The 26,588-nt window shown below is 57.8% G+C and carries 26 protein-coding genes and 2 tRNA genes; 13 read left to right on the top strand and 15 right to left on the bottom strand.

Annotated elements, in window-relative coordinates; all coding sequences use genetic code 11:
* Window positions 1–104: 104 nt before the first annotated feature.
* Window positions 105–728 carry an ATP-dependent Clp protease proteolytic subunit gene (locus ACP8J1_RS09330; RefSeq protein WP_005324052.1) on the bottom strand — a complete coding sequence of 208 codons (624 nt, stop codon included), beginning with the start codon at window positions 726–728 and terminating at the stop codon, window positions 105–107.
* A 20-nt stretch (window positions 729–748) separates the two neighbouring features.
* Window positions 749–1,348 (bottom strand): ATP-dependent Clp protease proteolytic subunit, encoded by a 600-nt coding sequence (locus tag ACP8J1_RS09335; protein ID WP_005324051.1) that lies wholly within the window; start codon window positions 1,346–1,348, stop codon window positions 749–751.
* A 138-nt stretch (window positions 1,349–1,486) separates the two neighbouring features.
* Here ACP8J1_RS09335 and ACP8J1_RS09340 point away from each other — a divergent pair, with 138 nt between their 5' ends.
* The 6 genes from ACP8J1_RS09340 to ACP8J1_RS09365 all read left to right on the top strand — a co-directional run bounded on the left by ACP8J1_RS09340 (window position 1,487) and on the right by ACP8J1_RS09365 (window position 6,951).
* Entirely contained in the window at window positions 1,487–2,167 is a 681-nt protein-coding gene (locus tag ACP8J1_RS09340) for a metal-dependent transcriptional regulator (RefSeq protein ID WP_302517940.1), read from the top strand.
* A 115-nt stretch (window positions 2,168–2,282) separates the two neighbouring features.
* A complete protein-coding gene (gene nrdI, locus ACP8J1_RS09345; protein ID WP_005324049.1) occupies window positions 2,283–2,750 on the top strand; it encodes a class Ib ribonucleoside-diphosphate reductase assembly flavoprotein NrdI in 468 nt (155 codons plus the stop codon).
* Between the two features lie 50 nt (window positions 2,751–2,800).
* Window positions 2,801–4,996: a class 1b ribonucleoside-diphosphate reductase subunit alpha gene (nrdE, locus tag ACP8J1_RS09350; protein WP_005324048.1), complete on the top strand. Its 2,196-nt coding sequence runs from the start codon at window positions 2,801–2,803 to the stop codon at window positions 4,994–4,996.
* Window positions 4,997–5,048: 52 nt separating this feature from the next.
* Window positions 5,049–6,074 carry a class 1b ribonucleoside-diphosphate reductase subunit beta gene (gene nrdF, locus ACP8J1_RS09355; protein ID WP_023020918.1) on the top strand — a complete coding sequence of 342 codons (1,026 nt, stop codon included), beginning with the start codon at window positions 5,049–5,051 and terminating at the stop codon, window positions 6,072–6,074.
* An 85-nt stretch (window positions 6,075–6,159) separates the two neighbouring features.
* Window positions 6,160–6,330: a hypothetical protein gene (locus tag ACP8J1_RS09360; protein WP_005329175.1), complete on the top strand. Its 171-nt coding sequence runs from the start codon at window positions 6,160–6,162 to the stop codon at window positions 6,328–6,330.
* A gap of 39 nt (window positions 6,331–6,369) precedes the next feature.
* The gene (locus tag ACP8J1_RS09365) at window positions 6,370–6,951 is read left to right on the top strand and encodes an NADPH-dependent FMN reductase (protein ID WP_005324045.1); all 582 of its coding nucleotides are present in this window, start codon (window positions 6,370–6,372) and stop codon (window positions 6,949–6,951) included.
* 173 nt (window positions 6,952–7,124) lie between these two features.
* Here ACP8J1_RS09365 and tig read toward each other — a convergent pair whose 3' ends face one another.
* The 3 genes from tig to ACP8J1_RS09380 all read right to left on the bottom strand — a co-directional run bounded on the left by tig (window position 7,125) and on the right by ACP8J1_RS09380 (window position 9,597).
* Window positions 7,125–8,483, bottom strand: a complete 1,359-nt coding sequence (gene tig / locus ACP8J1_RS09370) for a trigger factor (RefSeq protein WP_023020916.1) — start codon at window positions 8,481–8,483, stop codon at window positions 7,125–7,127.
* 90 nt (window positions 8,484–8,573) lie between these two features.
* Window positions 8,574–8,647: transfer RNA gene (locus tag ACP8J1_RS09375), tRNA-Pro, on the bottom strand.
* Window positions 8,648–8,781: 134 nt separating this feature from the next.
* Window positions 8,782–9,597, bottom strand: a complete 816-nt coding sequence (locus ACP8J1_RS09380) for a hypothetical protein (protein WP_023020915.1) — start codon at window positions 9,595–9,597, stop codon at window positions 8,782–8,784.
* Window positions 9,598–9,719: 122 nt separating this feature from the next.
* Between ACP8J1_RS09380 and ACP8J1_RS09385 the strand changes: the two genes are divergently transcribed.
* From ACP8J1_RS09385 to ACP8J1_RS09400, 4 genes are all read left to right on the top strand, one after another.
* A tRNA-Gly gene (locus ACP8J1_RS09385) sits at window positions 9,720–9,794 on the top strand.
* A gap of 104 nt (window positions 9,795–9,898) precedes the next feature.
* Window positions 9,899–10,591 carry a nitroreductase family protein gene (locus ACP8J1_RS09390; protein ID WP_023020914.1) on the top strand — a complete coding sequence of 231 codons (693 nt, stop codon included), beginning with the start codon at window positions 9,899–9,901 and terminating at the stop codon, window positions 10,589–10,591.
* A 126-nt stretch (window positions 10,592–10,717) separates the two neighbouring features.
* Window positions 10,718–11,350 (top strand): hypothetical protein, encoded by a 633-nt coding sequence (locus ACP8J1_RS09395; protein ID WP_034655494.1) that lies wholly within the window; start codon window positions 10,718–10,720, stop codon window positions 11,348–11,350.
* 18 nt (window positions 11,351–11,368) lie between these two features.
* Entirely contained in the window at window positions 11,369–12,202 is an 834-nt protein-coding gene (locus ACP8J1_RS09400) for an aldo/keto reductase (RefSeq protein ID WP_023020912.1), read from the top strand.
* Window positions 12,203–12,288: 86 nt separating this feature from the next.
* Here the strand turns inward: ACP8J1_RS09400 and ACP8J1_RS09405 are convergent, their stop codons facing one another.
* On the bottom strand, window positions 12,289–12,762 hold the full coding sequence (locus tag ACP8J1_RS09405) for a ribose-5-phosphate isomerase (protein WP_023020911.1): 474 nt from the start codon (window positions 12,760–12,762) through the stop codon (window positions 12,289–12,291).
* A 116-nt stretch (window positions 12,763–12,878) separates the two neighbouring features.
* Between ACP8J1_RS09405 and ACP8J1_RS09410 the strand changes: the two genes are divergently transcribed.
* Window positions 12,879–13,283: a hypothetical protein gene (locus ACP8J1_RS09410; protein WP_023020910.1), complete on the top strand. Its 405-nt coding sequence runs from the start codon at window positions 12,879–12,881 to the stop codon at window positions 13,281–13,283.
* Here the strand turns inward: ACP8J1_RS09410 and ACP8J1_RS09415 are convergent.
* Entirely contained in the window at window positions 13,280–13,903 is a 624-nt protein-coding gene (locus ACP8J1_RS09415) for a mycothiol-dependent nitroreductase Rv2466c family protein (RefSeq protein WP_023020909.1), read from the bottom strand. The two genes, ACP8J1_RS09410 and ACP8J1_RS09415, sit on opposite strands and share 4 nt — an antisense overlap.
* 98 nt (window positions 13,904–14,001) lie before the next feature.
* Between ACP8J1_RS09415 and pepN the strand changes: the two genes are divergently transcribed.
* The gene (gene pepN, locus ACP8J1_RS09420) at window positions 14,002–16,518 is read left to right on the top strand and encodes an aminopeptidase N (RefSeq protein ID WP_023027893.1); all 2,517 of its coding nucleotides are present in this window, start codon (window positions 14,002–14,004) and stop codon (window positions 16,516–16,518) included.
* Here pepN and ACP8J1_RS09425 read toward each other — a convergent pair.
* The 8 genes from ACP8J1_RS09425 to ACP8J1_RS09460 form a co-directional block, all read right to left on the bottom strand.
* Window positions 16,515–16,640 (bottom strand): hypothetical protein, encoded by a 126-nt coding sequence (locus ACP8J1_RS09425; protein WP_411707108.1) that lies wholly within the window; start codon window positions 16,638–16,640, stop codon window positions 16,515–16,517. The two genes, pepN and ACP8J1_RS09425, sit on opposite strands and share 4 nt — an antisense overlap.
* A 7-nt stretch (window positions 16,641–16,647) precedes the next feature.
* Complete coding sequence (locus ACP8J1_RS09430; protein ID WP_411707109.1) at window positions 16,648–17,295, bottom strand: GntR family transcriptional regulator; 648 nt, start codon at window positions 17,293–17,295, stop codon at window positions 16,648–16,650.
* 74 nt (window positions 17,296–17,369) lie between these two features.
* On the bottom strand, window positions 17,370–18,086 hold the full coding sequence (locus ACP8J1_RS09435) for an SDR family oxidoreductase (RefSeq protein ID WP_023020906.1): 717 nt from the start codon (window positions 18,084–18,086) through the stop codon (window positions 17,370–17,372).
* 55 nt (window positions 18,087–18,141) lie between these two features.
* Entirely contained in the window at window positions 18,142–19,359 is a 1,218-nt protein-coding gene (locus tag ACP8J1_RS09440; protein ID WP_023020905.1) for an alkylhydroperoxidase domain protein, read from the bottom strand.
* 30 nt (window positions 19,360–19,389) lie between these two features.
* Window positions 19,390–21,012 (bottom strand): dipeptide ABC transporter ATP-binding protein, encoded by a 1,623-nt coding sequence (locus ACP8J1_RS09445; protein ID WP_023020904.1) that lies wholly within the window; start codon window positions 21,010–21,012, stop codon window positions 19,390–19,392.
* On the bottom strand, window positions 21,012–21,824 hold the full coding sequence (locus tag ACP8J1_RS09450) for an ABC transporter permease (protein WP_023020903.1): 813 nt from the start codon (window positions 21,822–21,824) through the stop codon (window positions 21,012–21,014). Before ACP8J1_RS09450 ends, ACP8J1_RS09445 begins: the two co-directional genes overlap by 1 nt.
* Complete coding sequence (locus ACP8J1_RS09455; protein ID WP_023020902.1) at window positions 21,821–22,834, bottom strand: ABC transporter permease; 1,014 nt, start codon at window positions 22,832–22,834, stop codon at window positions 21,821–21,823. Before ACP8J1_RS09455 ends, ACP8J1_RS09450 begins: the two co-directional genes overlap by 4 nt.
* A 3-nt stretch (window positions 22,835–22,837) precedes the next feature.
* Window positions 22,838–24,493: a TIGR04028 family ABC transporter substrate-binding protein gene (locus ACP8J1_RS09460; RefSeq protein ID WP_023020901.1), complete on the bottom strand. Its 1,656-nt coding sequence runs from the start codon at window positions 24,491–24,493 to the stop codon at window positions 22,838–22,840.
* A 202-nt stretch (window positions 24,494–24,695) separates the two neighbouring features.
* On the opposite strand from ACP8J1_RS09460, the gene ACP8J1_RS09465 reads away from it, so the two are divergent.
* Window positions 24,696–26,564, top strand: a complete 1,869-nt coding sequence (locus ACP8J1_RS09465) for an FAD/NAD(P)-binding protein (RefSeq protein ID WP_023020900.1) — start codon at window positions 24,696–24,698, stop codon at window positions 26,562–26,564.
* Window positions 26,565–26,588: the final 24 nt, after the last annotated feature.

Consider the following 26,588-nt stretch of genomic DNA (forward strand, 5'->3'; position numbering starts at 1 on the left):
TTACCGGGCATTGCCCCTTCCCTGCCCCACAATGCTGAAAGCCCCTGCCTCACAACCGGAACTCGGTTGAGCGGCAGGGGCTACCTAGAATGAGTTATTCCAAATTAAGCGTTGAGCTTGCGGTAATCAAAGACCGTATCGATGATGCCGTATTCAACGGCTTCCTGAGCGGTCAGAATCTTATCGCGATCCGTATCAATGCGGATCTGCTCAGCGGTACGACCGGTGTGCTCAGACAGGGTGGTTTCCATCAGCTTGCGCATGCGCTCAATCTCGGCGGCCTGGATCTCTAGATCAGAAACCTGACCCTGAGTACCCTGAGTTGCCGGCTGGTGAATGAGCACGCGGGAGTTCGGCAAAGCTGCACGCTTGCCCGGCGCACCGGCGGCAAGCAGCACAGCTGCCGCCGAAGCGGCCTGGCCCAAGCACACGGTCTGCACGTCCGGGCGGACGTAGCGCATGGTGTCATAGATGGCCATCAGCGCGGTAAAGGAGCCGCCCGGGGAGTTGATGTACATCGTGATATCGCGGTCTGGGTCCTGGGACTCCAGGACCAGCAGCTGCGCCATGATGTCGTTAGCGGAGGTGTCATCGACCTGGGTGCCCAGGAAGATGATGCGCTCCTCAAACAGCTTGGAGTACGGGTTGGTTTCCTTAGTGCCCTGTGCGGACTGCTCAATGAAGGACGGCAGAACGTAGCGGGAACTTGGCATCTGGGACTGATTCATAGTGATTTTCTCCTTATTCCCTAGTTGCTCAGCGGGCCGTTAACGGACTCAATGACGTGGTCAACAATGCCGTAGTCCTTGGCCTGTTGGGCGGTCATCCAACGGTCACGGTCGGAGTCCTTGGTGATCTGCTCAAAGGTCTGGCCGGTGTGCTCGGCAATGAGCTCCGCCATCTCCCGCTTGGTCTGAGCAAATTGCTCAGCCTGGATGGCGATGTCCGCAGCGGTACCACCGACACCAGCGGAAGGCTGGTGCATCATAATGCGCGCGTGCGGCAGAGCGTAGCGCTTGCCCTTGGTGCCGCCGGAAAGCAGGAACTGACCCATGGAGGCAGCCAGGCCCATGCCGTACGTGGCAATATCGCACGGCGAGTACTTCATGGTGTCATAAATAGCCATGCCCGCAGTGACAGAGCCACCCGGGGAGTTGATGTAGAGCGAAATGTCGCGAGTGGGGTCCTCGGCGGACAGCAGGAGGATCTGGGCGCACAGCTTGTTCGCAATCTCATCATCGACCTGGGTTCCCAGGAAGATAATGCGCTCGCGCAACAGGCGCTCGTACACGCTATCGCTCAGATTCATACCCGTAGACGACGAGTTCATTGAAATCTTCTCAGACATTAGTGGTTCTCCTTCAAGTGAAGAATGCTTTAACTGGCCCCACCTTACCGGCATTCCTCTCAAACTTGGCCTCTGTTCGCTATGAGCGTTGGGCCACAGCACCAAAGGCGCACACGGAAGCTGGGTTAACATTTACTCATGTCTGTTTCCGATCTGTCCACCAGTACCCAGAACTATTTGAAAGCTATCTGGGGGCTAAAGGAATGGTCATCCGAGCCCGTTACCGCCACGCTTATAGCGAAACAGCTGGGACTCAAGCTCTCCTCGGTTTCCGATGCAGTGCGCAAAATGGCGAAGCAAGGGCTCGTGTCACACACGCCCTATGGCTCTGTGGAGTTAACCGAACTTGGCAGGCAGTACGCATTGGTCATGGTGCGCCGTCACCGATTGCTTGAGTCTTTTTTGGTTCAAGCATTGGGCTACACCTGGGACGAAGTCCATAATGAAGCCGAAGATCTCGAACACGCGGTGTCTGACATGCTCATAGAACGTGTGGATAAGTTCCTTGATTACCCCACTAGGGATCCGCACGGCGATCCTATCCCTACGGTTGATGGACAGATCACCATCCCCAGTGCGCATCGCCTCACCGACAGCAGTGCACAATCGCAGGTGCCCGTGGAACGCATTTCTGATTCCGACCCACAACTGCTGAAGTTCCTTGAAGAGCGCGGCATTGTCACTGGGGCTGTTCTTAGCACGCGCGAGGGAGCGCCCTTTTCAGATTCTCTCGAAATACAGGTGGCCGGCGGCACTCAGTGGGTAGTACTTGGACGCCCAGCTACCGACGCAGTGTTTGTAGCACACCACAACCTTTAGACATTCCCCTTTGCATTAATCCTGCTCTCACCTGCCCTTTTCAAAACTACGTTAGACCGTAGTTGCAACTACGGCATTGCGTAGTTAGTCTTTTCGAATATCACCTACCCCACTTATGGCTAAGGCCAGGATGAGCAGGATTGCCATGTCAGACTCACCAGATTTGGTGTACTTTTCCAGCGTTTCAGAGAACACGAAAAGATTCGTCGAACGCTTAGATAGACCCGCGGTGCGCATTCCACTGCGCCCCAAGAAAACCGGGATGATCCAGGTTTCACACCCGTACGTACTCATCGTTCCCACCTACGGCGGCGGCTCGCTCAAACGCGCAGTCCCCAAACAGGTCATCGACTTCCTCAATGACCCAATCAACCGCTCCTTTATCCGGGGCGTTATTACCTCAGGGAATACCAACTTCGGAAGTGCTTACTGCGTCGCCGGACGCATCATTTCCGCCAAGTGCCACGTACCGGAGCTGTATCACTTCGAGCTTCTCGGCACCCAGAAGGACATCGCCGCCGTAAAGCAGGGCCTTCAGAAGTTTTGGGAGCAGCAAAAGCAGCTAACGATGACACCCCATTAATCCCCCACAAGATGAAGAACACATCCGCATCACACAGATTGGAAAACACAATGTGGCCTCTTGATGCCACCCCCACACAGACTATTGGCGCTACGCCCCGCACCGCTTCAGCAGACAATGCCGGCGGTGTCGGCAAGCGCAAGAGCTACCACGCACTCAACGCGCAGCTGAACTTGTTCGACGCTTCTGGAAAAATCCAGTTTGACAAGGACATTCAGGCAGCACAAGACTATGTCACGCACCATGTCGCTCCCCGCATGCATCAGTTCGATTCCACCAAGCAACGCTTGGAATGGTTGGTTGATAACGAGTACTACGAGCGGGATTTCCTTGAGCTTTATGATGACGCCTTTCTGTGCGCCATGTACGACAGAGCACATCGAGTTAAGCATCAGTTCCGCACCTTCCTCGGCGCATTTAAGTTCTTCACTTCATATGCACTGAAAACCTTTGATGGCTCCCGATTCCTAGAAGGCTACGAAGAACGCGTCGCCACCACAGCTTTATACCTTGCACAGGGCGACGAAGAGCTCGCAGAAAAGCTGGTGGATGACATCATGACCGGACGCTTCCAGCCCGCCACCCCTACTTTTCTCAACGCAGGCAAAGCCCAGCGCGGCGAAATGGTCTCCTGCTTCCTCCTGCGAATCGAAGACAATTTGGAGAGCATTGGCCGCTGCGTGAACTCTGCACTGCAACTATCAAAGCGCGGTGGTGGAGTGGCCCTGTTGCTGAGCAATCTGCGCGAATCCGGAGCCCCGATCAAAAAGATTGAGAACCAGGCTTCCGGCGTAGTCCCAGTCATGAAGATTCTCGAAGATAGCTTCAGCTATGCCAACCAATTGGGCTCCCGGCAGGGCGCTGGAGCCGTCTACCTGCATGCGCACCATCCAGATATTCTTCGCTTCCTGGATACCAAGCGGGAAAATGCCGATGAGAAAGTCCGCATCAAGACTCTTTCGCTGGGGGTTGTTATTCCAGATATAACCTTCCGTCTGGCCAAAGAGAACAAGGATATGCATCTTTTTAGCCCGTATGACATCGCTCGCGAGTACGGCGTAGCCATGTCTGACATGTCCATCACCGAGTACTACGACGAGCTGGTTGCCAATCCGCGAATCTCTCACACGACCATTAAGGCCCGCGAGTTTTTCACCACGCTGGCTGAGCTTCAGTTTGAATCCGGATACCCCTACATCCTCTTTGAGGATACGGTCAACCGCGCTAATCCCCTCAAAGGACATATCAATATGTCCAACCTGTGTAGCGAAATCCTCCAGGTCAACACGCCATCGACCTACGGAGCTTCGGGTGACTACACCACCGTTGGCCAGGATATTTCCTGCAATCTAGGTTCGCTCAACATTGCGAAGGCTTTTGAATCGCCGGACTTCGGGGAGACCGTCGAAACCGCAGTGCGTGCCCTCACGAAGGTTTCAGACCTGACGAATATCGAAGCTGTTCCCTCCATCGCTCACGGAAATGCTTCCATGCATGCCATTGGTCTGGGCCAAATGAATCTCCACGGCTTCCTTGCTTCACAGCGTATTCCTTATGGCTGCGCCGAGGCACTGGACTTTACAAATATCTATTTCCTCACGGTGACCTACCATGCGCTCCGCGCATCCCATGCACTCGCGGTTGAAAAAGGTCAACGATTCACAGGCTTCGAAGAATCCACCTATGCCACTGGCGCCTACTTTGACAAATACATCGACCAAGACTGGGCGCCAGCCACTGAACACGTAAAACAGCTCTTCCACGAAGCAGGCGTGCAGATCCCTCAACGCGAGGATTGGCTACGGCTCAAGAATCAAGTGATGCAAGACGGCATCTACAACGCCTACTTGCAGGCAGTTCCACCCACTGGATCAATTTCCTACATCAATGACTCCACCGCGTCCATCCACCCAATTGCCTCCAAAATTGAAATACGCAAGGAAGGCCGATTGGGGCGCGTGTACTACCCCGCGCCGGAAATGACCAACGACAACCTGGAGTATTTCGATGACTCCTACGCCGTGGGATACGAAAAAATCATCGACACCTACGCCATGGCCACCCAACACGTGGACCAAGGGCTTTCCCTGACCTTGTTCTTTACCGCTGATACCACCACGCGGGACATCAACAAGGCACAAATCTATGCCTGGAAAGCCGGAATCAAGACCCTCTACTACATCCGTTTACGCCAATCCGCGCTCCAAGGAACCGAGGTCGAAGGCTGCGTCTCCTGTGCTTTGTAGGAGCACGGTCCTCCCCCTTGTCCACAACCATTCACTCAGAAAGAAAGAAGCTATGTCGTCAACATCGAATAGTGCTGAACTAACCAGCATTTCAGTTACTCCGCCGAGCTACCGGCATGATCCTTCAGCCCGCATCCGCGCCATCAATTGGAACCGGGTGAGCGATGACAAGGATCTTGAAGTGTGGAACCGTCTAACCGCCAACTTTTGGTTGCCAGAGAAGGTCCCGCTTTCTAATGATCTCCCGGCGTGGCAGAAGATGACACCCGAGGAACGCAACCTCACCATGCGGGTGTTCACAGGACTCACCACCCTGGATACTGTCCAGGCCACCGTGGGTGAAATCTGTCAGATTCAAGATGCCCGCACCGAACACGAGGAGGCCGTGTATACCAACATCGCCTTCATGCAGTCAGTCCATGCCCGTTCATACTCTTCAGTGTTTTCTACCCTGAGCAGTACAAAGGAAATTGATGAAGCATACCGCTGGGCGGTGAATAACGACCTTCTCCAGGCACGCGCCAAGAAAGTTCTCGCGCACTATTTTGGGCCGGATCCACTCAAACGCAAGGTGTCATCGACGTTGCTTTCCTCGCTGCTTCTCTACGCGGGTTTCTATCTTCCCTTGCACTTTTCTGTCCACGCCACCCTGACAAATACGGCAGACATGATCCGCCTCATTCTGCGTGACAAGGCAGTGCACGGCTACTACTCGGGTTACAAATATCAGCGCGGTCTGGAATCCACGACCCCGCTACGGCAGAAGGAGATGCATGATTTCACCATTTCTTTGCTCGAAGAGCTTTATGCACTAGAGCTGGACTATTCCGGCGAGCTATATGAGCCTTTGGGACTCATGGATGATGTAGCCGTGTTCGTTCGCTATAACGCCAATAAGGCACTCATGAATTTGGGCTACCCGGATTATTTCCCGCCCGAAGAAACGGAAGTGAACCCAGAAATCCTCGCGGCCCTAGCCCCCGGAGCAGATGAGAACCATGACTTCTTCTCCGGATCTGGTTCCTCCTATGTCATTGGTACTGCTGAAGAAACGAGTGATGATGACTGGGATTTCTAAACCTTTTCCGCGACCGGACCAAGGAAGCTGGCTTGAGACCATCGCGCTGTTTGAAGCCATCCGCGAAGGAAACCAACCCGCAGCCATGCGGCTGTTGAATACATCCGCCGCACGAGAGGCCGTCCTCGGGGGGCTTCTAGGACTCATCGAACTGTACTTCCGCCATGAAGAAGGAGACAAAGTAGATGGCTTCCTCACCGCCGCCCACGCTGCCGGCCCACCACCGGCCTTTGGCTGCAAGCCTTTTCTCCCTTGACCACGTCTCCCTACACCCAACTAAGAAAGAAGGTTTACCATGACCACCCCACGTATCAGCGTTATCGTCGGCAGCCTGCGCCGAGAGTCATTTGCACGCAAGATTGCACACGAGGTGCTCACGATGATCCCTGAAGGCTACGAGGCAAACATCGTGGAAATCCGTGACTTGCCGCTCTATGACTTCGACTACGATGACCCCGCCGTCACGGACAAGCCCACTCCGGCTGAGTACACCACCTTTCGCGAGACCATCAAGAACTCGAGCGGGATCCTCTTCATTACGCCAGAGAACAACCGCACTATCCCTGCCTGCCTCAAAAACGCAGTGGACATCGGCTCTAAACCCAACTCAGATGTGGCGTGGAAGAACCTTCCCGCAGGTATCATTAGCCACTCTGTAGGCCGCATGGGCGGCTACAGTTCACAGAAGAACCTTCGCCTCGCTCTGTCCTACTTCGACATGCCGCTCCCTGGTCAGCCCGAAGTATTTCTGGGCCAATCCCCCACCCTTTTCGAAGAGTCCGGACATCTCAATCAACGTACCGCAGACTTTGTCAAGGATTACGTTATGCGCTTCCTGCAGTTGACCGACGAGGCCTTTAGAGCCAAGAACGGCTAGCGGTATCCCCAGCCAACACACATCACGCCCTCTTCGAAGTACTCAAAGACTCCTAGAGGGCGTTCACAATGACACAAACCCCGGATTCAGGCTCATCCTTGAGTTACCTGAATCCGGGGTTTCATGCGCGCTCGCCACCACACATGTGGCAGCAGCGCGTTACAAGCGGGAGATTACTTCTCCTCGGAAGCTTCTGCAGCGTCCTCTTCTTCGATTTCACCGAAGTACTGGTCAACGTCAACCTTATTGCCCTCTTCATCCTTGACGGTGGTGCGGCAGATAGCGGCAGCCAGTGCCTTGCCACGGCGCACGTCAGAGAAGAGGTTTGCGATCTGGCCGTTGGACTGCAGCTGCTGGATGAACTGGTTCGGGTCCATGCCGTAGGACTGAGCGGTGAACAGGATGTGGTCGGTCAGCTCCTGCTGGGAAACTTCCGGCTCTTCCTTCTCTGCTACGGCGTCGAGGAACAGCTGAGTGCGGACGGACTCTTCTGCCTGCTCACGAGTCTGCTTATCAAACTCCTCGCGGGAAGTGCCCTGTGCCTCAAGCAACTGAGCCAGTGCCTTCTCATCGTGAGCCAGCTGGCCCAGAATCTGGTGCAGCTGGGAGTGAGCCTGCTCGTCCACTACGGACTGCGGCAGTTCGAATTCGACCTCGGAGAGCGCGGACTTCAAGACCTCATCGCGAATCTGGGCAGCCTGCTCCGCCTTCTTGGTCTCCTCCACCTGGGTCTTGGTGGATTCGCGCAGTTCATCCATGGTGTCGAACTCGGAAGCCATCTGAGCGAACTCATCGTCCATGGCCGGCAGCTTGCGCTCCTTGGACTGCTGGACGTGAACCTTGATGGTGGCCTCTTCGTCCTTGTGCTCGCCAGACTGGATGGTGGAAGTGAACTCATTATCCTCACCGGTCTTCATACCACGCAGGGCGGTGTCCAAGCCCTTGATGAGGTCATCGTCACCGATGCGGTAGGACAGGCCCTCGGTGGAAGCGTCCTCGATCTTCTCGCCGTCAATCTCAGCGGTGATGTCGATGATTGCGTAGTCGCCGGTCTTCATCTTGCGCTTGGTGTCCTTGAGCTCACCGAAACGCTCTGCCAACTCCTCCAGAGCCTTGTCGACGTCCTCTTCGTCAGCCTTCAGGGCCGGGACGGTAACGGAAATCTTGGAGAAGTCTGGGACCTCGAACTCAGGGCGGATATCAACCTCGGCAGTGAACTCCACGAAGTCTTTATCTTCAATCTTGGAAATATCAACGTCCGGCTGGCCAATAACCTTCAGATCGTTTTCCTTGACTGCCTGCTCGTAACGGGAAGGCAGCATGTCATTGACAACCTGCTCCAGGATGGGGCCGCGGCCGAAACGAGCGTCAATAAGCTGGCGCGGTGCCTTGCCCTTACGGAAACCTGGAATAGAAACCTGCTGCGCGATTGCCGCGTAAGCTTGATCGATTTCCTGGTCCAGCTCCGCAAACGGAACGTTGACGGTGAGCTTAACGCGGGTATCGCTCAGCTTGTCTACGGTGGTCTTCACGAGTGAATCTCCCTGGCTTCATTGTTTTACGTACATAAACTTAAAGGGGGTCCGGAAATCCTTATTAGGGCATTTCCAGACCCCCATACGTCGGGGCGACAGGATTTGAACCTGCGACCCCCTGCTCCCAAAGCAGGTGCGCTACCAAACTGCGCCACGCCCCGTATGTAGGCCACCAAGTAACCTTGGCTGCGTTGCATACCTGAGACAGTGTACCGTGTCCGTTTTAAATCTCCTAAACGGACCCCCACTTAAAGGTATAAACGCAGCCCAGCGGCCGATTTTGACAGTGCTTCAGCTAGAAATCGAAATCAAACATTCCATCAAAGAAGCCGTCACCGTCGCCGTCAGTTAGACCATCGAAGAAACCGCCGCCATCATCGCCGCCACCAACGTCGCCAGCATCACCGGCGTCACCACCCACGTCGCCAGCGTCACCCATGCCATCGGGACCGCCCCAATCGCCGCTTTCTGCAGCAGCCGCAGAGTAGCCAATGCCCGACATGCCGGAGAAGAGGGCATTAAACATCATGGAGTAGCCAACCATCCACACGCCGGTGTGCAGCGCATCGGCCCACCATGGACGGGAGTACCAACCTGCCGGAACCGGACGCCCTGCCACGATTCCACCCGGGTAGTAGTTGGGAGTATTCGCAGAAGCATATGGTGAGGCCGTAATCTCTTGGCCATTTGCTTCGACCGTACGCTCTTCCGTCACCTTGCCAGCCGCACGCTGCCCCTCCAGCGGCGGGAGTTCTGGGCCTGGGTTCATGCCCATAATTTCGCGCGCGGCATTCACATAATGCATGCCTTCCAGGGCCGACTCACGCGCCAAATTCGCCTGCTTGGCGGTAGTAGCACGCGAAATCGCCGCGTTAGCTGCAGTGAACCGTTCAGAAGCATCAGCCATCGCTTGCTGGGAGGCAGAATCCGTGCCAGAAATCTGCATTACTTGGCCACCCAGGCGTTCAATCCACCGACGTGCATCAGCCTGTGCATCGGCCAATTGCTGTGCCTCGCGTTCTTCCCGACGTTTGTGAGAGCTACGGGAGGAAAGAAACCAGACGCCTCCACCAATTGCCAGCGCAACGAGCAAAATTCCCACTATGATCATCGCTTTCTATAGATAGATCCGTTCCTCTTATAACAACGGCTCAGGCGCCAGCCTAGTTCCCTATTTTCTTTTTTGGCCGCGGTTGCGCTAAAGTATGGCCCAGCGTTGATATAGCGCGTTGTGGGAATGTCGTATAGTGGCTAATACCTCAGCCTTCCAAGCTGAAGACGCGGGTTCGATTCCCGTCATTCCCTCCAGTTTTCGCCCACCTCTAGGTGGGCGATTTTTCGTTTTCCACCCATCATCATCGGATGTTCACGGTATACGGCGAAAACATGCGACGAAGTGTAAGGTGGCGCGCATGACTTCAACCAATAAGTATTCCGAGTTTATTCGCAGCCGCCATTCGCCCCGCGCGTTCCTGCCAGAACCCATGCCGGTAGAAGACATCAAGCAGGTTTTGCTGGATGCTCAATCCGCACCGTCCAACTCCAATACCCAACCGTGGGACGTGCATTTGGTGGGCGGAGAAAAGCTCAAGGAACTAAGCGCCGCGCTTATTAAGGAATTCGACACCAACGGGCTCAGCCCAGACTTCACCACCGATTATGGTGAGGGTATCCATCCCAAGCGCTCCCAAGAGCTAGCCGCCAAAATGTACGGCCTCCTGGGCATTGAGCGCGAGGACAAAGCAGGTCGCGTGGAATTCATCCGCGAAAACTTGCGCTTCTTTGGCGCACCCCATGCGGTACTTCTCTTTATCCCGCCGATGGGTGACCGCATTCGCGCCGCCTTTGACCAAGGAACCTATACCGAAAACTTCCTGCTTTCTTTGGAAGCACACGGCTACCACGGCATCCCACAGGGGATGATTTCCTTGATTGCGCCAACCGCGCGTGAATTCCTCGGCGTAGACGAGGACTACAAGCTGGTCACCGCTATTACCTTTGGTAAAGCTGATGAATCGAGCCCGGTCTTTAAAACGAATCCAGGCCGCGCGCCACTTTCGGAAACCGTGACAGTTCACGGCATCGATGGCCTCGACCTCGATTAGCCCCCGCCCCATCAGGAAGCTACTTTCAACGATTTCGTCCATCTAAACCACCGCAACCGTCGACGAGACAGGCGATCTGTGGGGACGAAATCGTTGAATCGCCTCGGCAAGCCTAGAATTATGGCTATGGATATCACTCTTGCGACCTTTGACCATGCGCCTGAGACTGCACTGCGGGGCGTACGCTTCAATAACACGTGGGTGCCGTCGGAGACGTACGCTGATTCCCGCCGCGGCACGCTGACTGGGCAGTATCCGCAACGCCAAGCCACCACGCGCATTAGCGAGATTTTTGCGGGCGTCGGTTATGAGGTGCGCGAGGATACGCAGCCGGCCGGTAGCGATGTCTTTCGCTTGCTAGAGCAGCCCAGCCTAGAAGAACTCAACGACGTCAATGGCGTCATCGCCGTCTGCTCGCTACTAGGTGGAAATTCACCTATGTCGGTGTTGTGGCCGGGTGTAGCCGAAAGCGGGGAGAATAATGAGTTGGTCTCCCCTATTGACTTAGCGCCTACGCTCGCTGCCATTGCCGGCCTCGACGTGCGCCCTAATGCGCAACTGTCCTTTGATGGATTGAACTTGGTGCCGGTGCTGCGGCACGGCGCCTCGGGGCACGCAGCGTTGTTCTTTGACAATGGAGTGCGCATGATTGATGCCTCGCTTATCGACGACACCGCTACCCCGCCCCATGAGCGTGCCCGCCTGCAGGATGAGTGGGAGACGTGGAATAAATTCATCACTCTCGGCCCGCTGCAATAGATAGGTAGTCTGGGGCGCATGAGCGTACCTAAAATCACCCTTAATGACGGCAATACCATCCCGCAGCTGGGCTTTGGCGTGTTCCAGATGGATCCGGAGCAGACCGAAGATCTGGTAGCTGAAGCCCTGCGCGTGGGTTATCGCCATATTGATACCGCCGCTATCTACGGCAATGAGGAAGGCGTAGGACGGGCTATTGCCAAGTCTGGCATTCCCCGCGAGGAGCTTTTTATCACCACCAAGCTGTGGAATGACCGCCAGACCGATGCTGCTGCAGCGCTCGATGAGTCCTTGGAAAAGCTCGGCTTGGAGTATGTGGATCTTTACCTCATCCACTGGCCTACACCAGCAAAGGGCACCTATGTTGAGGCTTGGCAGCAACTCATTGATCTGCAGAAGCAGGGCAAGACAAAGTCCATCGGCGTCTCCAATTTCGAGCTGGAGCACCTGGAACAGCTGGAGCTCAAGACCGATATAAAGCCAGCGGTCAACCAAGTCGAGCTTCATCCCTATCTGCAGCGCTGGAGGGAGCTGGACGCCTTCCGCGCCCACACCGTGGCTATCGAGGCATGGGGCCCGCTGGGGCAGGGAAAGAGCGATATCTTGGATGCCCCCGAGGTCACCGACGCCGCTGCAGCGCACGATGTCAGCCCAGCGCAAGTCATCATTCGTTGGCACCTACAAAATGGCGTCATCCTCTTCCCCAAGTCTGCGACGCCCTCGCGCATTGCGGAAAACTTTGATGTCTTCGGCTTTGAACTAACCGAGGAGGAGATGGCTGCCATCACCGCCTTGGACGAAGGCGAGGAGGGACGCGGCGGCCCGCACCCGAATGACATGAATGATGCCTAAGTCTTAGCGCCCTAGCTATGCCTGGCCGAAACACAAAGAAACGCCGCGGAACCAACTTTGTTCCGCGGCGTTTATTTTCTCAAGGCTTAGGCCTCGGGCAGCTCTGGGGCGATGCCGGTGCGCTCGTACTGCGCCAAGATGTCGATACGGCGCTGGTGGCGCTCCGCACGGGACCATTCTTGATCCAGGAAGGCGTCTACGATTTCCAGTGCCTGCTGCTCGGTGTGCATGCGGCCGCCGATGCCGATGAGCTGGGCGTTGTTGTGCTCGCGGGCAAGGCGGGCAGTCTCGGCGGACCAGGCCAGTGCACACCGGGCTCCCTTGACCTTATTGGCGGCAATCTGCTCGCCATTGCCGGAGCCGCCAAGCACAATGCCCAAGGAACCCGGATCATTGACGGTGCGTTGTGCCGCTTCGATGCAAAATGCCGGGTAGTCGTCCTCAGCATCATAGGTGTGGGCGCCGCAATCAATGACTTCGTGGCCCTGTTTAGTGAGGTGTTCAGCGATCAGGTTCTTGGTTTCAAAACCTGCGTGGTCTGCTCCTAGATATACGCGCATGGCCCTTATCCTACCGGCCCGGCGCGCCTTGAGGAGGCTTAGCGCCCGCCCTGTTTCGCATTACAAATTCCTGATAGGCTCGCGGACAAGCATTTTCGCGATAAGAGAGGAAAGCCATGCCTATAACCAAACCGGTCCTCACGCTATACGGTGGGCTCCTTCTAGCCTGGTTCATTATGCTCGGCGTTCAGGTTTCCGGAGGCGGAGGCTTTCTCCTACCGCTTATCGCCAGCACCCTAGCAACGTTGGCTCACGTGGGCTTAGGCATCTGGTGGATTGCCCAGAAGGTGCGCGGGAATCCGCGGGCAAATGGGGGCGCTATTGCGGCCGGCATTATCGCGCTTCTTGCCGGCGCCTCATGGGCTTCCTGGGTACTTGTTGCGTGGGACGACTTTCGAGCCGGCATGGCGCTGCCCGCTATCAATATCGCAGGTCTTCCGGCATTCATCTTGACCCCGCTGACCATCGCGCTGTGTGTCGGCGCCGCAGTTGAGCTGCGCCGCCGACAGAAAAGCGCTTAGTTCTCCTCTACCTGCGGCATCTCGGTGCGGGAGCGCTTGAGTTCGAAGAAGTAAGGGAACTGGGCAAGGCGCAAGGAGGCGTCGAAAAGCTCGCCTGCTTCTTCCCCGGTAGGGACGCGGGTAATGACCGGGCCGAAGAACGCGGTCTCCCCCAGCTTGATAACCGGGGTGCCCACCTCATCACCCACGGAAGAGATGCCATTGTGGTGGTATTCGCGCAGCTTCTCGTCATAGTCTTCGGTATTGGCTACCTCGGCGAACTCGGCCGGAAGCTCCACTTCTGCAAGCGCCTGAGCGATGATGTCATCATAAGCACCAAAGCCAGTTCGTCCGCCATTGCCCTTGGTGTGAACCAGGGTGCCCATAGCGGTATAAAGCTCATCTACCTTTTCTGGACGCTCGGCCTTTACCTTGGCAAAGACGCGGGCCGGACCCCAGTTAGCCTTCATCATGTCCATGTAGGTGGGGTCCAGATCGCGGCCGTCATTCAGCACAGACAGGGACATCGGCTCGAACTCGACCTCAATATCGCGAACCTTTTCTACTTCCTTGATCCACCGCGAGGTGGCCCAAGCGAAGGGACAAGAAACGTCGAACCAGAACTTTACTGCCTCAGCCATGATTGCTCCTTTGATTGATAAAAGTTTGCCCCACCAGCCTAGGCGCGCGACTACTGTGGATGCAGAACTATTTTCGGCACAGAAGGAGAATATATTCTATGACCTCCGTAAACCTGACTCGCACGGAAGCGGTTGAGCGCTCCCGAATGATTGAGGTGGGCCATTATGATGTCACTTTAGACCTCAAGTATTCAGATACCCATTTCCTTTCCACTACGAAGGTGAGCTTCACCTCGCGCGAGATTGGCTCCACCTTCATCGATCTGCGCGCCGAGGAAATCCAAGAGGTGCGCCTCAACGGCAATCCGCTGCCCACGAATTCTTATAACCCCACCTACGGCATTCCGCTTTCCGGCCTCCAAGTGGCCGACTACACGCTAGAAGTCACCGCGAAGATCCCGTATTCGCGCACCGGCGAGGGCCTGCACCGTTTTGTCGATCCCGCCGATGACAAGGTCTACCTCTATACCCAATTTGAAACCGCCGATGCCAAGCGGGTCTTTGCTTGCTTTGACCAGCCGGATATGAAGGCCACCTACGCGCTGCATTTCAAGGCGCCGGAGGATTGGACCGTCATTAGCAATGGGCCAGTGAGCTGGGAAGGAGACGTGGCCAGCACGGCTATCGACTACCCACTATCGACCTACCTGGTAGCCCTGTGCGCCGGTCCCTACCACGAGGTCACCGATACCTGGCGCGGCGAGCTGACCGCACACCCAGAGGGCAAGCCGGCCCAAAAGCTCGAGGTACCGCTGGGCATCTACTGCCGTGCTTCGCTCGCCCACGCTTTAGATGCTGAGCGCTTATTTACGGAGACCAAGCAGGGCTTTGATTTCTATCACCGCAATTTCGGTTTCCCCTACCCCTTTGGCAAGTATGACCAGATTTTCGTGCCGGAGTTCAACGCCGGCGCGATGGAAAATGCCGGCTGCGTTACCATCCGCGATGAATACGTCTTTACCTCCCAAGCCACGCACTATAAATATGAGCGCCGTGCCGATACCATTCTGCACGAATTGGCCCATATGTGGTTTGGTGATCTGGTCACCATGCAGTGGTGGGACGATCTGTGGCTCAATGAGTCCTTCGCCACTTGGTCGGCGGCCATTTCCCAAGCGGAAGAGACCGAATACGATACCGCGTGGGTAACCTTTGCCAACGTAGAAAAGTCTTGGGCCTACCAGCAGGATCAGCTGCCTACCACGCACCCGATTTCTACCGATGCAAGCGATATCGAAACCGTCGAGCAAAACTTCGATGGCATCACCTACGCCAAGGGCGCTTCGGTGCTGAAGCAGCTCCAAGCTTATGTTGGCCGCGAAAACTTCCTGGCCGGGGTCCGCCGTCACTTCGCCGCCCATGCCTGGGGCAATGCCACCTTTGATGATCTGCTTGGCCACCTGGAACAGGCCTCCGGCCGCGATCTTTCCTTCTGGGCGCAGCAGTGGCTTAAGACTTCCGGCATCAACACTCTGAGCATAGCGCTCAATGCAGATGAGTCCGGCACGATTACCCATGCCTACCTCTCCCAGCGCGGCGATACGCTGCGCACCCACCGCGTGGCGGTGGGCCTGTATAACCTGCAGGACGGTCAGGTGGTGCGCACCGATCGCATCGAGATGGATGTTGATGGCTCCTCCACCGAGATTCCAGAGCTCATCGGCCGCCAGCTAGCAGACATTGACTTCCTGCTGCCCAATGACGATGACCTGACCTACTGCCTCATCGAATTGGACGCGGGTTCCCTGCAATTCCTGCTGGATAATATCGATAAGTTTGCTGATCCTATAGCCCGCACCCTGTGCTGGTCCACCGCCTGGGAGATGACCCGCGCCGGCACTATGCGGGCCCGCGATTTCATCCAGCTAGTTGCCCGCGGTATGCAGGCCGAGACCGAGCTTGCCGTCCTCGAGCGCATTGTTTTGCAGGCCTCGAACGCGCTGAAGAACTATGCCGATCCACGGTGGGCCGCGCAGAGCACCCTGCTTGCCGACGCCCTCCTCGACGGCGCCCGCAGTTCCGATGCCCAGCGCTCCATCATCTGCACCCAGGCGCTGGCGAAAATTCGCCTGCACGATAGCGCGCGTGACTACCTGCGCGGCGTGCTCGAATCATCCGCGGATGCAGGGCAGCGTTGGTCCGCGCTCGCGGCACTTGCCGCCGATGGCGCGATAGAGGACGTCCCCGCTGCCGCGGATGCGCAACTGAAGCGGGATAATTCCGCCACCGGCTACTACTCTTCGCTGCGCGCTCGCGCCGCGGTGGCAACTGCGGAAAACAAGCGCGCGGTATGGGAAGAAATCGTGGCGGGTAACCTCACCAACCGCGAGCTGACCTCCAAACTTGAAGGATTGCTCTATCCGCATGGCGATACGTTCCTTCCCACCGCGGACTTCTTCGATATCGCGGAAAAGGTGTGGGCTTCCCAATCCTCAGAGGTGGCTCTGACCACAGTTACCGGCCTCTTCCCTTCCTGGGATATCACCCGCAAGGGCTTGGACCGCGCCGATGCCTTCTTGCAGAAGGACCTGCCCGGTGGTCTGCGTCGTACAGTCACCGAGCAGCGCGACCGCGTGGCCCGCGCGCTACGCAACCGCCAGGTGGACGCTGGCTAGGCCGGCTTTCCTGCGCCGCCGTCCCGGGGTTGTACGGGTTGTGGCGCAGGATCCTCGCCCAAGACCACTTCTACATTGGCGATATCAGAGCGCAGCGACTCTTCGACATAGGCAAAGACCACGCCGGTCTCATTCTTCAGCAGCCGTACGAACCGCAAAAGCGGGTGCGATCGGCTCAGCGCCCAAGAGTTTCTGTTCTTCTGTGCGAGCGGTAGCGGCGCTCATACTCTCGCGTTTGAAGACCGGCTGGAGGTCATAGCCTGCCAGTATGTTTAGGATGGGCTCGCGCAGGTCGTGCTGATTGAGCTCGGGAGCCATGTCCACTGGGATGGTGTAGCGCGAGACGATGACGGGCTTACCATCGACGATAAAAAGGCGTTTAATATCCCACGCATAGGTGGCATCGTTCACGCCCAGGGCCGCTGCCACATGTTTGGGCACATGGGTTTTATTCACGGAGACCACCCGCACGGTGATTTCGTGCCCACGCTCGCGCAGTTGAGTGGCGATGCTGTCCTTTTTGGTCAGGCTCAGTGTAGGGGGAACCGTGCGCACGTAGGTGCCGCCGCTGCGCCCACGGCGGCGATCAATAAGGCCTTCATCTTCCAAAATGTCTAATGCATGGCGCACGGTCATGCGCGCAACATGAAATTCTCGGACCAATTCGCGTTCGGTAGGAAAACGCTGACCAGGCTCTAATTCATTGCGCTCGATCTTGTCGCGTAGGGCATCTGAGATAAGGAGATAGGCGGGCCGTTTTCGGCTTTGGGAAGTCACAGCCCTCGAGTGTAACGGGCGGGCCGAAACCAACCCCCATCACTGCATGGTGAACCTTAATAACACTTGATTTATTACTTGCGCAGAGATAGTTCGATTCGCGGCCTGACCTGGATTTCCGTCAACTGAGTGGTCGGCCCCGCCTCTACTACGGTACGAATGGCACGCGCCACCTCGACCGGTGCAATGACCTGGGAGGGATCATAATCCTGCAGGCCCTGCAGCATCGGAGTATCGGTAGGCCCGGGCGCGACGGTGGAAACGCGGATTCCCGGCTCGGAGATGCGTAGTCCGTCTGCGAGTGCATACAACGCGTGCTTCGTGGCCGCATAGATGACGTTATCGCCATAGCTGTGGCGGCCAGCACCTGAGTTAATAAAGACCACTGTGCCTTCGGCTTTACGCAGCTGCGGCAGCAAAACGCGGGTCACCTCTGCGGGGGCGTGCACGTTGAGGTCCATGTGCGCGCGCCAATTTTCTGGAGTGGCTTCCTCCACGGAGTACTTGGTAGCCCGTGCGGCGGCGTGCACGAGCACATCTACGCGATCCAGCTCCGGCAGCGCCATGCCTTCATCGAGGCCGGCTACTAGGTCGATGGCGATCGGCGTGATGGATTCCGATTTAGGCAGGTCCGCCGCGCTCCGTCCCAGTGCGTACACGTGGTAGTCACCAGCCAAGTCGGCGATGATTTCGCGGCCCATGCCACCGGTGGCGCCGGTGACGACGGCCACCTTGCGCGGGGCTGCGGCCTCTGAGTGTGCTGGTGCGGTGAGATTCTTAGTATCAGTCATGCCGCCCCATCATAGGGATCCTCCGCTGAGGTTGCCGCACCAACCCAATCACCACCTATTGTCGAAAGCGCTTGGGCACATCCGGCTGCCCCAAGGTAAGCATCAAGCGATTGGCCCAGTTAAAGAAGGACGATGCGTAGATGAGGTCCAGAATGGACTGATCATCGAAACCGGCGTTGCGAAGGTCGGTGCATAGCTGCGCATCGAAGGCGAAGGGAGTTTCGGTCAACGCCACAGCTGCGCGACGGATAAGGTCCCACTCTTTAGAACCCAGGTCGGCGTCGATGCCTGTGTCCAAAAGGCGGTCTACGATGTCACGGTCGCCGTCTTCCTGGACGCACCGTGCCTGGTGCACGGAAGCGCAGTACTCGCAACCGTTGTACCGCGAGGCCACAGTGGCAGCGAGCTCGCGGTCTGCACGGGAGAGGCCGCCTTCGGTGTTATAGAAGATGTCCAAGTCAGTTAGCGTACGCGCCTTCAAAGCCGCGGGATCGCGGGCGAGCAACCGGAAGTACTCGGAATCAATGCGCTCTGGTTTGATGAGGGCGTCGGTATGCGCTGCGGTGAAATCCTCTTTCGCCAGTGCCTCTACCCAAGGCTTCCAGCCCAGGGAGTGGTTGACAAAGTGGTCCGGCAGCACGGTATCGGGTTGCAGGGTATTCGCGGTAACCTGCCAGCCTGGGTCAGCTACCCCGGCTGCACGCTCGGCCGCGGGGCGTGCGGCGCCCTCCTCTCCAGAGAGCACCCGCAGACCGTGGACCACGCGCAGCTGGAAAGCCAAAAATGCCACAAGCTGAGACAGGCTGACAATATCGGTAGCCGACCACCCGGCGGCGTCGAGGTGACCGATGGCCTGCGGGGAGGCGTCCTTGGGGTGGAAGGCCAAAAGGTGCGCCCAGTCAAAGGCAGCGGCTAGGCGCTTTCCGAGCGCTGCCTCCGCAGCAGTTTCGCCAAAAATAAGGAAGTCACCCTGGTAGTAGGGGCCGGTAGACACACCACGCTGGCTTGCGGCGCGCACGGCGGCAACAAGGTCCACATCGGCCTCATCCCCCAGCAGGTCGAAGTAGAAATCTGCTGCCTCCCCCGCCTGGTAGACCGCAGCGCTAAAAGCTGCGACGGCATAGCGCTCTGCATAGGTGAATTCACCTGGCTCTGCAGGCTCAAGCAAAGCGTTAAAGCTCAGCTGCGCATTGTCCTGCGCCTCTTGGCGCGCGCGGCGCAGTTGCTGCACCTCGGCGGAGGCGTGGGAGAGCTCGTTAATAATGTCGGTCATATTCTCAGTCCAACCTTTCTAGGGCTCGGCTTATAGCCCCAAGTTTAGGTCTCCAGCGCGGTAGCGGGAGCCTGGGATGGCGTCAATTAGCTGACGGGTGTATTCGGTTTCTGGGTGTGCAAAAACCTGCGCCGTGGGCCCGGATTCCACTTGTGTGCCGTGGGAGAGCACGGAGACGGTATCGGAAATCTGGTTGACTACCGCGAGGTCGTGAGAGATGAAGATATAGGTAAGCTCCAACTCGCGCTGCAGCTCATCGAGCAGGCGCAGGATCTGTGCCTGTACGGTGACGTCGAGCGCAGAAACGGCCTCATCGAGCACCACAAGATCGGGTTCAATGATCATGGCACGGGCGATAGCCACGCGCTGGCGCTGGCCGCCGGAGAGCTCACGGGGACGGCGGGCTGCCATGGAAGAGTCCAAGGCCACCAAATCAAGAAACTTTTGTGCTTTCGCGCGGGCATCGCGTTTCGAGGCCCCGGTAAAGTTGCGCACCGGCTCAGCGATGGTATCGCCGATACTCAATCGTGGATCGAGCGAGCCAAAGGGATTTTGGTAGACCATCTGGATAGAGCGGCGCAGCTCCCGGCGGCGCTTGCCGCGGGCGGTGCTGATATCTTCTCCCGCCAGGCGAATACTTCCTGAGGTAGGCGTGCTCAACAGAGATATGGCACGGCCGGTGGTTGTCTTTCCGGAACCGGACTCCCCCACCAAGGCATGGGTAGTGCCACGGGCTACGGAAAAGTTGATGTCATCTACCGCGGTGAAATCCCCGAAGCGCTGGGTGAGCCCCTCGACTTCGAGCAACGTCTCCTGCTGGGCGGGCGTACTATTCCGCACCGGAGATGCGGTCTGGGAGGAAGTAGGGGCGGTGAGCGAGGGTGCGTCGGCAAGCAGACGCTTGGAGTAGGCATGCTGGGGATCGGTGAGGACACGGGCGGCTACGCCCGACTCGCGGACGGCGCCCTTTTCCATCACCACAATATTATTGGCGCGGTCACCCGCCACGGCCAGATCATGGGTAATAAAAAGGATGCCCATGGTGAGCTCTTCGCGCATTTCATCAAGGAGATCCAGGATGATTTTCTGCACGGTGACATCCAGCGCGGAAGTAGGCTCATCGGCGATGATGAGCTCTGGCTCCAGTGCCACAGCGGCAGCGATGAGCACGCGTTGCTTCATGCCGCCGGAAAGCTCATGCGGGTACTGATGATAACGGCGCTGTGGATCATCAATGCCCACGCGCTCCAGCAACTCCAGAGCACGCTTCTTCCGGGACTCCTTATCGTCCTGCCGGTGGATGGCCATGCCCTCTTCCACCGAGGCTCCGATGGTCTTGAGCGGATTGAGCGAGTTATTGGGATCCTGCGGAATCAACCCGATGCGTCGGCCACGCAGGGTGCGCCACTGCTTTTGGGAGAAATGGGTGACATCGTGGCCGTCGAAAGTAATGGTGCCGGAGACAATCGAGGCATTGTCTGGCAGCAGGCCAATGGCGGCCATGGCGGAGGTGGACTTGCCGGAGCCGGACTCGCCCACGATGGCGGTCATTTCCCCGGGGTTCACTTCGAGCTCAATGCCGCTGACCGCTTCCATCTCGCCGTGGGCGGTGCGGTACGTAATGGATAAATCACTAATACTAAGCAGGGACATTAGGCCGCCTTTCGCAGTGTCTGGCTGAGGTGGTTGGCCGCAAGAACCACGGCGACGATAACGATGCCGGGGGCGATGGTCAGCCAGCCGGCGGTGGCAATATAGTCGCGTGATTCAGAAATGAGCAGGCCCCATTCCGGTGTTGGGGGCGGAGCGCCGTAACCAAGGAAGCCAAGGGTGGCTAGCTGCAAAATGGCCAGGCCGAATTGCAAGGCGGCTACGGCGAAGACTGCGGTGAGTGAATTGGGAAGAATATGGCGCACGAGCACCTGGAAGGCAGAGCCGCCGGAGCCGTAGGCGGCCTCGACGAAATCGGAGCCTGCCACGCTGAGAACCTGGGAGCGCGCGAGGCGCGCAAAGGTTGCCACGGAGGTAATGCCCACGGCGATGGCAGCATTAAAGATGCCGTGTCCGAGCACGATGATGACGGACAGGGAAAGCAAGAGGCCAGGAATAGACAACAGCACATCCACGATGCGCATGATGATGGCATCTACCCAGCCGCGGCGCACTCCGGCGATAATGCCCAAGACGGTGCCAACGATCAGGCCGAAAAGTACCGCCAATAGCGCGCCGAGTAGGGATTGGCGCGCGCCATAGACCACGCGGGTATAGAGATCACGGCCCACGGCATCGGTGCCGAACCAGTGTTGGAAACTGGGCTGCAGCAGCGCTGTGGTGTCACCGCCCTGGTTAGGATCCTGGGAGGTAAATAGTTGGGGGAACAGTGCGCAGAGCACCGCCAGGCCCAGCACAATAAGCGAGATGATGGTGCCCGGGGTGAGCTTCAGGCGTGTGGATTTAAGCTTCATGCTTGGACCTTCTTCTCGTTCTTTGCGGGAGTATCAGCGGTGGCGGTGGTGGTGGCATTGCTGTGCGCGCTATCGTGGTTGCCCTCGCGCAGGCGCACGTCAAGCACTGGGTAGAGCAGGTCCACGATGAGATTGATAAGAACAAAGACGGCCGCGGCCAGCACCACGATGGCGAGCAATACGGAGGTATCGCGGTTGGCCACCGCATCCACGGTCAGCGCGCCAATGCCGTGGCGGGCAAAGACCGCTTCCGTCACCACGGAGCCGCCAACGAGCTCACCAAAGGTAAGGCCGGCCATGGTCAGCGCCGGCAGCAACGCATTGCGCAAAACATTGCGCCACAGCAACCAGGCACCGCTAGCACCCTTGGCACGCACTACCTGCACGAAGGACATATCCATTACCTCATCGATGGAGCGCAGGAGCACCTGTGCCAGCGGTGCGGCCACGAAGATGGCCAAGGTAATCACCGGCAGGATAAGGCTTTGGGCATCGCTCGCGCCGATAACCGGCACCCATCCCAAACCAAAGGAAAATATCTGGATCAAAATGATGCCGATCCAGAAGGTGGGCAGGGAAACCATCACGGAAGGCAGGCTACGGAAGAAGCTACGCAGCCAAGAAAATGGGCCAAAGGTGGAGGCGATGGCCACCGCGAAGGCCAAGACTACGCCTACGAGAAAGGCGAGGACGGCCAGCGCCAGCGTGGAAGGAAGGGCGTCCGCCAACATCTCCGATACGGCGGTGCCAGTAGCGACGGAAAAGCCGAAATCACCGGTGAGGAATCCACCAAGCGCACTGACGTAGCGGCTTAAGAGCGGTTCATCGGCACCATAAACCTCGCGAATAGCGGCCAACTGCTCAGCGTTGAGCCCTAGGGTCGGGTTGTCATAGCGGGTCGCGACGGCGTCACCGGGCAGCGCCGCCAAGAGGATGAATGAGAGGGTGAAGGTTGCCCAGATAACCAGCACGGCTTGGCCGATGCGTAGGGCGATAGATTTCAGGCTCATGGATTAGTCCTCCCCTTCTGCGGTGTTGATGTCTACCGCATAAAACGATGGACGGCCGATAGCCTCGGTGCTAAAGCCCTCGATATAAGGCTGGAAACCATATACCTGCGGCTCTTCGAACATGGGCAGGATATAGGCCTGTTCAGAGAGGTAGTCCTGCATGCGGCCAGTCATGGCCAGGCGGTCCTTTTCGCTGCTGAGGTCGAAGTACTCGTCCACCAATTTCTGCAGCTTCTTATCGCCGAAGCTATCGGTCTTTTCGTCATAGTTGAGGAAAGAATTGCGGCCCGTGCCATCTAGCCACGTGGCCAAGGTATCCACATTGGCTCGGCCGGTCATGGTGTGGCGTACCTGCACGGTGTCTTGGTCCTTCATGGCCTTCTGCTGCGCGGAGCGGTCGCCTGGGTTGAGGTTGGCCTCGATGCCGACGTTCTTGAGCATCTCTTGGGCCTTGGTGAACATCTCTTTAGAGCGCGGCTGCGGGACTGCCTCATTAAAGGTCACGGACGGGCGCTTGCCGTCTTTCTCGCGGATGCCATCTTCTCCTTCGCACCAACCGGCTGCATCGAGCAAGCGCTTAGATTCCTCTGGATCGAAGGCATAATTCGCTGCTTGATCCTTATAGCCAATAGCCGTCTTGGCCAGGATCGATGTGCCTTTGGGATAGGAGTCAGAAAAGAGGGTGTTCAGAATATTATCGCGGTCGATGGCGTGAATGATGGCCTGACGCACGCGTTTATCCGCCAAGAGTGGGTGGCGGAAGTGGAAGTGGAAGCTATTGTTTACGCCACGGGTGGGCGCGGCGAAAATCTCCAGGTTTTGATCCTTGAGGTGCTTCTCATCGGGGGCTTCGATCTGGCGAGCAATATCGGACTGTCCGGCCACGAGCGATCCCACGCGCACGGAATCCTCGGCCGCGAGAACAATATTGATGCCCTCAATATCGGCCGGCCCCTGGTGGTCCTTGCGGGCCGGCGGTGCCCAGTCATAGTCTTCCCGATTTTTGAGCACCAGCTTGGTTCCCAGCTCTTCTTCCTCGATGACGAAGGGGCCCGAACCAGAAATCGCAGTAGCGTTGCCCGGCGCGAAGCCGGTGTCATCCAGATCCAGAGTGGCATTAGAAAGCAGCCCTTGGTTCATCACGGAGGTGGACTGCGGGAAGCCTGGGGAGGGCTCACTGAAGTAGAACTTCACCGTGTAGTCATCGATGACCTCGGATTTTTCATAGTTGGGCAACTGCTCCGAAGGGGTGAGCATGCGGTCCTCATCGCCTAGGGCGTAGAGGTCATAGTTCTTCTTTACGTTCGCGGCATCTAGGCGAGAGCCATCAGAGTAGGTCACGCCCTTGCGAATCTTGAAGGTGAACTCGGTATTGTCCTTGTTCGACTTAGGCATCTCCTCCGCAATCCACGGGTGCAGCTCGAGGGTATCCGGGTCCTGCCACAGCAGGCGGTCCGTGATGTTATTGAGCACGCCACCGTTGGGGTAATAGCCGCCGGAGGGGGGATAGAGGTTATTGAACATATTGGGCTCGACGTAGGTGACCATGCCATCTTCCGCGGCGTGGGAAGTAGAGGCGCAGGAGGTTAGCGAGAGAGCTAGCGCACCGCTGGCCAAGACCGCGGCCACTGGTCTCAGGAGCCGAGAAAGTTGCTTCATAAAAGCTCGAGTTCCTTTAATTCTTAAGTAGTACTCGCCCATTAGAGCATATCCATACCCACAAATACAAGACTGAACGGTCTACCCTATTACCTGCCATAACAGGGGAAAAGAAAGTTTTGTATAGACTGATTAGTCTATTTAAATACCACCGCCGGGTTCGATGCTCCTGGAAGGGTCTGGATGTGGCACGATAGGTAGTATGTCTACTCCAGCAATCGCAATCGTCGGCATGGGCCCACGCGGCATTTCCATCTTGGAACGCCTCTCCGCCCGCATGGACGATTCCAGCGACCCCATAACCGTCCACCTCATCGATGATGCCCAACATGGTGCCGGCCGCATCTGGGAAACGGACCAAACCAAGACCCTGTGCATGAATACTCGCGCCGGCGCTGTCACCCTTTTCACCGAGCCCGGCTCCACTGTGGACGCCCCCGTGCTCGAGGGCCCCATCCAATACGAGTGGATTCAGCTGCTGCGCGGCGATGGCGACAATGTCTCCGCCGCCAAGCGCGAGCTTTTTGAGAAGTATCCTCCGGCCGCACATATTGCGCAGGACTACCGCGAAGAACTTGCCGCTACCCGCCCCGAATCCAACCCCTCGCGCGCGCTGTATGGCGAGTACCTGCGGTGGGTCTATGACGTGGTCATTGCTCGCCTGCCTAAGAGCATTTCCACCGTGAACCACTTCAGCCGATTGGAAACCATCAGCGAAGATGGCCACGTAGACGTGCTCCGCTTGGCCGATGGCTCCGAGGTGCGCGCCGATGCCACCGTGCTGGCCTATGGCTGGATGGTTCCGGAGTACAACGAGCAGGAAAAGCAGCTGGCGGCTTCGGGCCTGAACTGGATCGCTCCCGATAACCCAGTGGAGCAGGACTATGCCGCCATCCCCGGCGGTGAAGACGTGCTGGTACGCGGGCTGGGCATGGGCTTTTATGACATCATGGCGCTGACCACCATCGAGCGCGGCGGCACCTTCGTGGTGGATTCTTCCACACGTTCCGGCCTGCGCTATGAGCCCTGCGGCGACGAGCCCAACTTCATCATTTCCTCCGGCCGCGGCTATCCCTACCACCCCAAGTCCGAATACGGTGAGCTGCCGCCTACCATGCCACGCCGCCGTCTGAAGAATGTCATTGCGGAGCTCAGCGGCACCCAAAACATCGACTTTGACGCCCAGGTTTGGCCCGCTATCGCCCGCGATAGCTACGAGGCCTATATCACCACTTTGGAGCGCGTGCGCCCGGATTCCTTGCTGCGCCCGCGCGCAGACATTCTCGAGGTCATCGATGCCACCGCCCCGGATGAGCTAGGCGCGGCTATTGCGCCCATGGTTACCGAGCCGTGGGACATGAACGATCTCATGTACCAAATTGCCGGGTTTACCGGGGACATAGATGAGCTCACCGAGCATATTGCCCAGTCCATGGAAAGCGATATCCGGGAGGCCTCCGCCGGCCACGACTCCCCCATCAAGGCCGCGCTATGGTCGCTATCGCAATCGCGCAAGCCCGCCTCCATCCTTGGCGCGGAGGGCCGCTATACCCGCGAGTCCCGCACCGGCCGCTATGCCCAAGTAATGTCCTTTGGCCAGATGATAGGTTCCGGCCCGCCGCTCTTCCGCGTGCGCCAGCTGCTCGCGCTTGTTGACGCCGGCTTGGCCCACTTCCTAGGCGATCACCCCACCCTGGCCATCGAGGCAGATCACTTCACCCTAACCTCCGGCCCACGCTCGGCTTCTGCACCCACGCTTGTCGACGCCTTTATGCACCGCCCCGATATCCGCACCGCCGGCGATTCCATGACCCGCTGCCTGGTAGATTCCGGCCGCGTTCGCCCCTTCCCCGATCACGGACAACCCACCGGTTCGCCGGAAACCGATGGGACGACCCGCCGCACCGTTCACCCGAACGGCGAGCTGGATGCGCGCCTGCACATTGTGGGCATCCCCACCTATTCCCAGTGGCCAGATACCACTATTTCTCCGATGCCGGGAACCGACCCACTCATGTTGCAGGAAACCGATAAAACCGCCGGTTCCCTCCTCGCCGTGGTGCGCTCCTAAGCCACCACCGCGCTAAGGGCTCGG

The organism is Corynebacterium sp. LaCa_205, from assembly GCF_057458085.1.

What these genes read in the sequence shown, in the direction of transcription:
- ACP8J1_RS09330 (WP_005324052.1), bottom strand. Translation starts at nt 728, where the DNA reads ATGAATCAGTCCCAGATGCCAAGTTCCCGCTACGTTCTGCCGTCCTTC.
- ACP8J1_RS09335 (WP_005324051.1), bottom strand. Translation starts at nt 1,348, where the DNA reads ATGTCTGAGAAGATTTCAATGAACTCGTCGTCTACGGGTATGAATCTG.
- ACP8J1_RS09340 (WP_302517940.1), top strand. Translation starts at nt 1,487, where the DNA reads ATGTCTGTTTCCGATCTGTCCACCAGTACCCAGAACTATTTGAAAGCT.
- nrdI (WP_005324049.1), top strand. Translation starts at nt 2,283, where the DNA reads ATGGCTAAGGCCAGGATGAGCAGGATTGCCATGTCAGACTCACCAGAT.
- nrdE (WP_005324048.1), top strand. Translation starts at nt 2,801, where the DNA reads ATGTGGCCTCTTGATGCCACCCCCACACAGACTATTGGCGCTACGCCC.
- nrdF (WP_023020918.1), top strand. Translation starts at nt 5,049, where the DNA reads ATGTCGTCAACATCGAATAGTGCTGAACTAACCAGCATTTCAGTTACT.
- ACP8J1_RS09360 (WP_005329175.1), top strand. Translation starts at nt 6,160, where the DNA reads ATGCGGCTGTTGAATACATCCGCCGCACGAGAGGCCGTCCTCGGGGGG.
- ACP8J1_RS09365 (WP_005324045.1), top strand. Translation starts at nt 6,370, where the DNA reads ATGACCACCCCACGTATCAGCGTTATCGTCGGCAGCCTGCGCCGAGAG.
- ACP8J1_RS09380 (WP_023020915.1), bottom strand. Translation starts at nt 9,597, where the DNA reads ATGATCATAGTGGGAATTTTGCTCGTTGCGCTGGCAATTGGTGGAGGC.
- ACP8J1_RS09390 (WP_023020914.1), top strand. Translation starts at nt 9,899, where the DNA reads ATGACTTCAACCAATAAGTATTCCGAGTTTATTCGCAGCCGCCATTCG.
- ACP8J1_RS09395 (WP_034655494.1), top strand. Translation starts at nt 10,718, where the DNA reads ATGGATATCACTCTTGCGACCTTTGACCATGCGCCTGAGACTGCACTG.
- ACP8J1_RS09400 (WP_023020912.1), top strand. Translation starts at nt 11,369, where the DNA reads ATGAGCGTACCTAAAATCACCCTTAATGACGGCAATACCATCCCGCAG.
- ACP8J1_RS09405 (WP_023020911.1), bottom strand. Translation starts at nt 12,762, where the DNA reads ATGCGCGTATATCTAGGAGCAGACCACGCAGGTTTTGAAACCAAGAAC.
- ACP8J1_RS09410 (WP_023020910.1), top strand. Translation starts at nt 12,879, where the DNA reads ATGCCTATAACCAAACCGGTCCTCACGCTATACGGTGGGCTCCTTCTA.
- ACP8J1_RS09415 (WP_023020909.1), bottom strand. Translation starts at nt 13,903, where the DNA reads ATGGCTGAGGCAGTAAAGTTCTGGTTCGACGTTTCTTGTCCCTTCGCT.
- pepN (WP_023027893.1), top strand. Translation starts at nt 14,002, where the DNA reads ATGACCTCCGTAAACCTGACTCGCACGGAAGCGGTTGAGCGCTCCCGA.
- ACP8J1_RS09435 (WP_023020906.1), bottom strand. Translation starts at nt 18,086, where the DNA reads ATGACTGATACTAAGAATCTCACCGCACCAGCACACTCAGAGGCCGCA.
- ACP8J1_RS09440 (WP_023020905.1), bottom strand. Translation starts at nt 19,359, where the DNA reads ATGACCGACATTATTAACGAGCTCTCCCACGCCTCCGCCGAGGTGCAG.
- ACP8J1_RS09445 (WP_023020904.1), bottom strand. Translation starts at nt 21,012, where the DNA reads ATGTCCCTGCTTAGTATTAGTGATTTATCCATTACGTACCGCACCGCC.
- ACP8J1_RS09450 (WP_023020903.1), bottom strand. Translation starts at nt 21,824, where the DNA reads ATGAAGCTTAAATCCACACGCCTGAAGCTCACCCCGGGCACCATCATC.
- ACP8J1_RS09455 (WP_023020902.1), bottom strand. Translation starts at nt 22,834, where the DNA reads ATGAGCCTGAAATCTATCGCCCTACGCATCGGCCAAGCCGTGCTGGTT.
- ACP8J1_RS09460 (WP_023020901.1), bottom strand. Translation starts at nt 24,493, where the DNA reads ATGAAGCAACTTTCTCGGCTCCTGAGACCAGTGGCCGCGGTCTTGGCC.
- ACP8J1_RS09465 (WP_023020900.1), top strand. Translation starts at nt 24,696, where the DNA reads ATGTCTACTCCAGCAATCGCAATCGTCGGCATGGGCCCACGCGGCATT.